Source organism: Phormidium pseudopriestleyi FRX01, from assembly GCF_017313335.1.
In the GTDB taxonomy this organism is placed as follows: Bacteria; Cyanobacteriota; Cyanobacteriia; order Cyanobacteriales; family Laspinemataceae; genus Laspinema; species Laspinema pseudopriestleyi.
In genome coordinates this window covers 1-7,342 of record NZ_JAFLQW010000496.1, presented here as the reverse complement: position 1 = coordinate 7,342, position 7,342 = coordinate 1, and the positions used below count along the sequence as shown (strand labels likewise).

Here is a 7,342-nt window from a genome sequence, read left to right as displayed (position 1 = left end):
ATTCTGATGGCCGCGCAGTCGATTTTGTTCGGGAGTGGTTTGAATGCTGGTGAGCAAACTCCCTTGCACTGAACTCATCACTCGTCGCAATCGGCCTTGACTCTCTCCCGTTGCCTGGATTGCCAGGACTAAGCCATCTACGGGGTCAGCACTGGTGAGCAAATTTTTGGCCTGGGCCGCGTTGGCCCGTAAGCTGGCAATGGTGGCTTGGCGTTGGGCATTCAGCCAGAGTCCGGTGACTACGCTCAACAGGGTGACAACTGCGCCAATACCGAGAATGCGGGTGGTGAGTTGCTGGCGGATGCTGGTTCTCAGGTACTCTCGCGCTAAGGCTGACAGGGGAAATGTCTCCCCATTGCGTCGCACAAATGCCTCTACCTCGACTAAATCTAATCCCCTGAGCAATCCTTCTCGGCGTTTGTCTTTGTCTTCCCAGTCTTGGGCTTTGGCTTGGATTTCGTCTCGTTGCCGCTTCACTTCGGGGTTTTCGTTGACCCACTGCTCTAATTGCTCCCAGTTACTCATCAGGGATTCATGGGCGACATCCACTACGGTGATTTTATCCGCTTTGTTCCCTCTGGCTTGCAGTTCCCGGGTGACGACTAACCGCGCTGCCTCTAATTTCTCTAGGACGGTTTTCACCTGTTCCGGGGAGGGGGGTAAGTCGGTTAACTGAGATTTGCGGACTTGTCGGGCGATGGGTTTGGTGTCTTCTCCCAGTTGGGTGAGTTCGAGAAAAATGCTCCGGGTAATGGTCTGTTGTTCTGGGGTAAGGGATTCATAGACTTGATTGGCCTGTTTTTGGAGGGCTTTTTGGACGCCGCCCATGTCTTGATAGGTTTGGATGGTCAAGCGTTGCCTGCGTTGGTCCCAGAGTTTTTGGAGGAGGTATTGCAATAAGGGCAAACTGCCGGGAGATTTCTGCACGTCAGCAACCATCAGGTTTTCCAGGTCTGGGGGAATGTTCCATCCGACTTTTTGGGCGGGTTTGGTAATAGCTGCTCGTAATTCGGCTTCCTCCATTTTGGTAACTATCTCTTGATGGGTTTGGAGGAGTTTCGCCAATTGGGGATATTCGGCACATTTGCCCAAAAAGTCCGCCCGCAGGGTAATGACGACCCGTAGGGACAAGGTAGTGTCTTGTCTTCCTTGAGCTTGTCCTCCATCAGCGACCCCGCACAAGCAGTCCAAAAATTTCTGGCGTTCGGCCTCACTTTGACATTGGGTAAACACTTGCTCAAACTGATCCACAACCAGCAGGATGCTTGAGGCATTTGCCTGGGAAATCAGCCGTTGTAATCCGGATGCACCTTGGGCGACTGCTTGAGTTGCTGTGTCTAAGTCGCAGAGGTTGGCGTCACTGAGGACTTGGGCTAAGTTGGCAAGGGGGTCATCTCCGGGGGTGAAGGGCGCACAAATGGTCCAGGTTTTACTCTCGGAAATAGTGCTCCCTTTTTTTAATTCCGGGATTAAACCGGCTCTAACAACGGAGGATTTGCCACTGCCGGAAATGCCCAAAACTGCCAGAAAGTGGCTGTCTCGCAGTCGATAGACTAATTTTTGAGTGAGTGTTTCCCGTCCAAAGAAATATTGGGTATCCTGTTCTTGAAAGGCTTCTAATCCTTTATAGGGACATTCATCTTGGAGAATTTCCGATGGGAGTTCGATTTGAGGGTCGCGCAGGATAATCTCACCCCAGTTGTTACAGATCGGGGTTTGGTTGCGGGTTGCTAAGGCGGTTTCTATGGATTGGGATAAGCTGATGTTGCTGATAATTCCAGTTTGCTGCAATCCCTCTAGGAGTGCTTCGGTTAATGTACTATGGTTTCCGGCTGTGGGTTCGTAAGCGAGTTCGATTTCTCGACAAGCGGCAATCAAACAACGGGAGATAGTTTCCCCTTTTCCCGCATCAGCTTCGTTAAAGTTGAGCAATTCTCCGGCATGACAGCAGTCTAAGATGACAATCTGCTGTTTGACAGGACTTTTTTCTAAAATCTCCCGCAATTCTTTGAGGGGAAACCCCCAGTTTTCTTTGCTATCCACGCGACTGGTGGCTAAAAACCCCTTGGTGAGGGTTCCTTTGACTTTTCGCAATCCGTGACCGGCAAAAAACAGGAGGGCGGTTTCGGGAATGCTAATATTGGCATCGAGGGCGAAGAGGTTGGTAATGGCGTCTTCTAATTCGTGGGTGAGCAGGTGTTTCTCGGGATGGACGCGCCATGCTTCTTGGGTGGAGGCGCAGGGTAATCCGGTGACCTCGAATCCGAGTTCCAGCAGTTCTTGGGCGACTGCATTAGCATCGTTGGCTGGGGTCCGCAATTCGTTCAGAACCAGATAATCATTAATACCGATTACCAATGCTTGCCGCTTCTTCATTGGACCACCATCCGCTAGAATTATTGGTATCTGAATTATAATACCCCAAATCTATGGAAACCTCGGTTGACAAAACTTTACTGGCTTTTTTGCTGGCCCTGTACCGGCTGGAGGGCGAACTGACGATGGTGGAAGTTGCGGATTTACAAGAGAATGTGGGGAGGCTTCTGGAACTTCGTCCAGATAAGGAAAAGGCAATTATCGAGGAAATTAACACAATTTTGGAGAAAAATCCAGCTTTAAATCAACTGTATCAAGAAGCGATGACAAAAGTCGCGTCTCTGGAGGGAGAGCAATTATATCAATGGTTGCCGCAGAAAAATCTGCTCCAGCAGCAACTCGGCATCACGGAGATTGACCGAGGTTATACACCCCAAGGGAAGCCGAATCAACGGACGAGTGAAGTGGTGAATTTGAGTCGGATGGTGATGACGCGCGATCGCCCTGATAAAAGTGTTAAACAAATTCAGGCGTTGGCGGAGTATTGGGAGTTACCACAAGCGCCGATATTTTAAGATAATCCTGCCGTTTTCTTACAAAATATTGAATGAGTAAACCGGAAGATGGCGGGATAATCTCCCCCTGTAATTCTATGAACAATATCATTTATCCCACGGTTGATTTATTCCTCTATGATTTGCGGGATGGGTTAGGCGACAATCCCGAGGAAATTAAAGAAAATTGGGATAAATTTAAACTAAAACTGCCGAAAAATCTACAGGATGTACTCAAGTTTGATTCGGGGTTCGAGTCGGAGTATGAGGAACTGTTACCGACCCGATTTCACCGATTCGGCAATGATTTCGATGTTTACGAAGGGTTTTATTACCCGGTGCGGATGAGCGATATGTATGGGCTGTTGCTGGATTGTTCGGTGTCGAATAAATTGACTCCGCAACCGGCGAAGTGTATTAAAAAAATTAAGGGGGAAATAGAGCGTTGTCTGGGTGGAAATTCGGCAACGTTAGGTCAAACTTGGTTCGTTTATGGGCAGTTGCCTCACCCGGCTCAAAATCCGGAAGATGTGGCTCAAATTTGTTATAAGGCGTTGTTTCCTTGGGCGAATTGGCAGGATAATTTTCAGGGTAAAGGTCACCTGTTGGGAGGGACGGTTTTTGAACTGGATTTTTTTAAGCTGTTGCTGCAAGAAACGGTCAAGGATTCGGGTGATTCTGCGGCGTCTAAGTCCCGGTATTTTGACAGTCATCATGTGATAATTGTTCTGTATCCGACGGCGGATGCGGCTCAAAAAGGGGCGGAGTTGATGTATGATTGGATGCGGTTATTTGCCGATCGCACTAAAATTCTTTGGGCTTATGGGCAAACTCGTCAATTGAAACAATGGCTGAAACAAGATTATATCACAATTCAAGATTGTTTAAGACAAATTCGCGGGGAAAAGTATCAGAATTTACCCCTAAATAACCTGAAAGATATTCTCAATCAAGCGCGCAGTATTGTCTCGGATTATACGATTGATGTGGATGAGTTGGGGTATCAATTGCGGACGATCGCCATTAATTTGGAGAATTACCAAAAACGTAGTGCTACTATTACTGAAAAAGCTATCTCGGCGCAGGGTTTGGAAGGAGAAAAACCCATTACGGATTTGGCTTTTTTAGCGAAGTTTAGCGCGAGGGTGACGGAGAAATATTTGCTACAAGTGGAAAAAGATTATGAAAATTTGAGTCCTGGTTTACAGCGGTTGGAGTTTGCGATCGCCACGATTCGGAGTCTGGTAGAAGTCGATCGCGCTAGGCAAGAACGGCGGTTTCAGAATAATATCACAATTGGCGGGTGGGGTTTAGCTGCTGCGGCGATCGCTGCCTCACTTTCGGCACAGTTTCCCTATGTGATTGTGCCGGTGGAAGTGCTGACGACAGAACAAACACCGGATCCGAATGCGATCGCCTCTGTCAAACTTAATCCCCCTCTTTCCGCCTCCTGGGATGCGGCATTACTCTCATTGGGATATAGTCTCGCTGCTGGGTTATTGTTTATGGCGATCGCCTGGTTATGGATTAAGCGGAAAGAACAATAATATTATATCAAGTCCCGTGGAGTAACCTAAAAACAACTTTTGTCTTCTTCTCCCCCTTCCCTCCGAGGGAAGGGGGTTGGGGGGTTAGGTCCGTATAGGTAATCGAGCAAAATAACCTTACCGCATCGGCGGTATCCTCAACCCTTGTAACCCTTTCCCCTTCTGGTCCTCACTTAATCCTTTTCCCTGTACCAACACCCCAAAACCCCCTAATCCTCTAGGGTCGATCGCCTCATGCAAGACTTGTCTGCGATTAATCATCGTTCCCAAATCCATGCCGGGGGTAGTGGAGAGTGCCGCAATGCGATCGCCTAACCCCAATGCCATTAAAAACATCGCCTGCTGGGTAAACCCCAATTTCTCCAATCCGCAAGACTCCCCTTGTCGTTCCAATGCGGTAAAATCAACATGAGCCGTTATATCCTGTTCCCCCACTAAAATATAAGGATTATCATGATATCGGTGTTGATGATAGCATTGTAATGTTCCTTGCGATCGGGTGGGTGTATAATAGCGGTGAGCCGGATATCCATAATCAATCGTTAGCACATATCCCTGATTGAGTCTGTGAGTCACCTGTCTCACCCAATCTAATGCCGCCAGATTGACTTCCGTGCGATATCCATCGGGATAGGGTTTGCTGGTGATGTCAATGTCAATCAGTTGAAAATAGTCGGTAATTTTAGGAGTGGAGAGTTCCCCAGTGATTTCTTGAAAGGGAGACGCTTCGGGAGACTCTGGTATTTTGTCCGAGGTAGTGATATAAATTTCTTGGAGTTTTCCCCCGGATACCTGGATTTGATGTACCGGGAAGGCATCGATTAACTCATTAGAAAAGAAACATCCCGTGATTGAATCTGCCGCAATTTCCTCCCAAGTCACCCAGCGCAAATTTGCACCCCCACTGGACAATTTGGAGAATTGCTGCTGTTGTAACTGGCGCATTGCCGGGGACTGTTCGATGATTAGATATTCGGTAGCGGCGAAACAATCCCGATTGTGGCGATAGAGATATTTGATGACATCTGCCGCAATTAATCCTTGACCCGCACCCATTTCTACGAGGTGAAATGGGGTGGGATATCCAAGAATTTCCCATATTTCGATGAACTGCACTGCCAGCATTTCCCCAAAATCTGCGCCTAAGTGGGGGGAGGTCATAAAATCTCCTTGTGCGCCAATTTTTCCTGTGTTTGCGGCGTAATATCCATATTTAGGGTGGTAGAGGGCTAATTCCATATAGTCGGCAAAGGTGATTTGCTTTTGGGGATTTTGTATGATTTTGTCTTGGATGATTGGGATTAACAAGTTGGACATATTGAGTTAGTATTGAATAGTAGGGTGGGTAGTAGTTTCCCTACCGCAATCAGGCGGCAGAGCCGCAAAATAACCGTGCCACGGCAGAGCCGTGGCACGAGAGGAATGTAGGGGCGATTCGCGAATCGCCCCTACTTCGCGGGGGTTTAATTATCGGTCAACGGAACCCATAATCACGTCGATACTGCCGAGAATTGCCACAATATCCGCGACTTTGTTACCGCGTAGGATGGAGGACAAGACTTGCAAATTATTGAAGTCAGCAGCGCGGATTTTCCAACGCCAGGGGAAAACATTATCATTACCAATTAGATAAATTCCCAGTTCTCCTTTGCCACTTTCCACGCGGAAATAATGCTCTCCGGCGGGAATTTTAAAGGTGGGGGCAATCTTTTTGGCGATGAATTGGTAGTCAAATCCGTTCCATTCGGATTTGGGTCCTCCCATCATCCGGTTGGCTTCTAGGTTCTCGTAAGGTCCACCGGGAAGACCCTTTAAGGCTTGGCGGAGGATTTTGACGGATTCGCGCATTTCGGCCATGCGGACGGTATATCGGGCCAAACAGTCCCCTTCAGTGGCCCAGCAGACATCCCAATCAAAGTCGTCGTAGCATTCGTAATGGTCAACTTTTCTTAAGTCCCATTTGACACCGGATGCTCTCAAGACGGGACCGGAGAGACCCCAGTTGATGGCTTCTTCCCGAGAGATGATACCGAGGTGTTGAATTCGGCGGCGGAAAATGGGGTTGTTGGTGATTAGGCGTTCGTATTCGTCAATGACGGGCTCGAAGTAGTCGCAAAAGTCTTCGCATTTATCCACCCAACCGTAGGGGATGTCAGCGGCGACGCCACCGATGCGGAAGTAGTTATTATTGACCATGCGTTGCCCGGTGGCGGCTTCCCAGAGGTCATAAATCATTTCGCGATCGCGGAAAATGTAGAAGAATGGACTCAGTGCTCCGACATCGGCGAGGAAGGGTCCCAACCAGAGTAGGTGGTTGGCGAGTCGGTTCAGTTCCAGCATGATCACCCGCAGGTAGCTGGCACGTCGGGGAACTTCGATGTCAGCGAGTTTTTCCGGTGCATTGACGGTTACCGCTTCGTTGAACATTCCCTCGGCGTAGTCCCAGCGACTGACGTAGGGAACGAACATGATGTTGGTGCGGTTTTCGGCAATTTTCTCCATGCCTCGGTGCAGGTAGCCCAAGACTGGCTCGCAATCGACTACATCCTCGCCGTCAAGGGTGACGATGAGGCGCAGGACCCCGTGCATGGAGGGATGGTGCGGTCCCATGCTGAGAATCATGGGGTCGGTTCTGGTTTCTATCCGGGTTGGTGGTGCCATAAATGAGGGTGCTCCTGTTGAGACAGATTTGGGCTGCCGTACCTGCTTGCGATCTGGGATTTTCTACAATCTAAAATCGGGACGGGGTAAGGCAGTTCTGTTGCCAATTGTTTCTTTTTGTTTCAATTAGGGGTCGAGAATGGAGTCACCTCCATCCCCTCCCATTCAGAACCGGACATGAGACTTTCACCTCATCCGGCTCCTAGTTTAGACGACCATTGTCATTGGTGCGACTTGACGTTCTGAACGTCTTCAGCCGTCTTT

At 48.8% G+C, this 7,342-nt stretch carries 5 protein-coding genes; 2 read left to right on the top strand and 3 right to left on the bottom strand.

Going from position 1 to position 7,342, the window contains the following annotated elements:
• On the bottom strand, positions 1 to 2,376 hold a 2,376-nt coding region (locus tag J0895_RS18940; protein ID WP_207089565.1), incomplete at its 3' end, for a caspase family protein.
• 53 nt (positions 2,377 to 2,429) lie between these two features.
• Here J0895_RS18940 and J0895_RS18935 point away from each other — a divergent pair.
• Both J0895_RS18935 and J0895_RS18930 read left to right on the top strand, forming a co-directional pair.
• Positions 2,430 to 2,891, top strand: a complete 462-nt coding sequence (locus J0895_RS18935; protein WP_207089564.1) for a hypothetical protein — start codon at positions 2,430 to 2,432, stop codon at positions 2,889 to 2,891.
• Between the two features lie 77 nt (positions 2,892 to 2,968).
• Complete coding sequence (locus J0895_RS18930) at positions 2,969 to 4,417, top strand: hypothetical protein (RefSeq protein WP_207089563.1); 1,449 nt, start codon at positions 2,969 to 2,971, stop codon at positions 4,415 to 4,417.
• Between the two features lie 117 nt (positions 4,418 to 4,534).
• Here J0895_RS18930 and J0895_RS18925 read toward each other — a convergent pair whose 3' ends face one another.
• Positions 4,535 to 5,734, bottom strand: a complete 1,200-nt coding sequence (locus J0895_RS18925) for a class I SAM-dependent methyltransferase (RefSeq protein WP_207089562.1) — start codon at positions 5,732 to 5,734, stop codon at positions 4,535 to 4,537.
• 150 nt (positions 5,735 to 5,884) lie between these two features.
• Entirely contained in the window at positions 5,885 to 7,078 is a 1,194-nt protein-coding gene (locus J0895_RS18920; protein ID WP_207089561.1) for an NAD(P)H-quinone oxidoreductase subunit H, read from the bottom strand.
• Between the last annotated feature and the right edge of the window lie 264 nt (positions 7,079 to 7,342).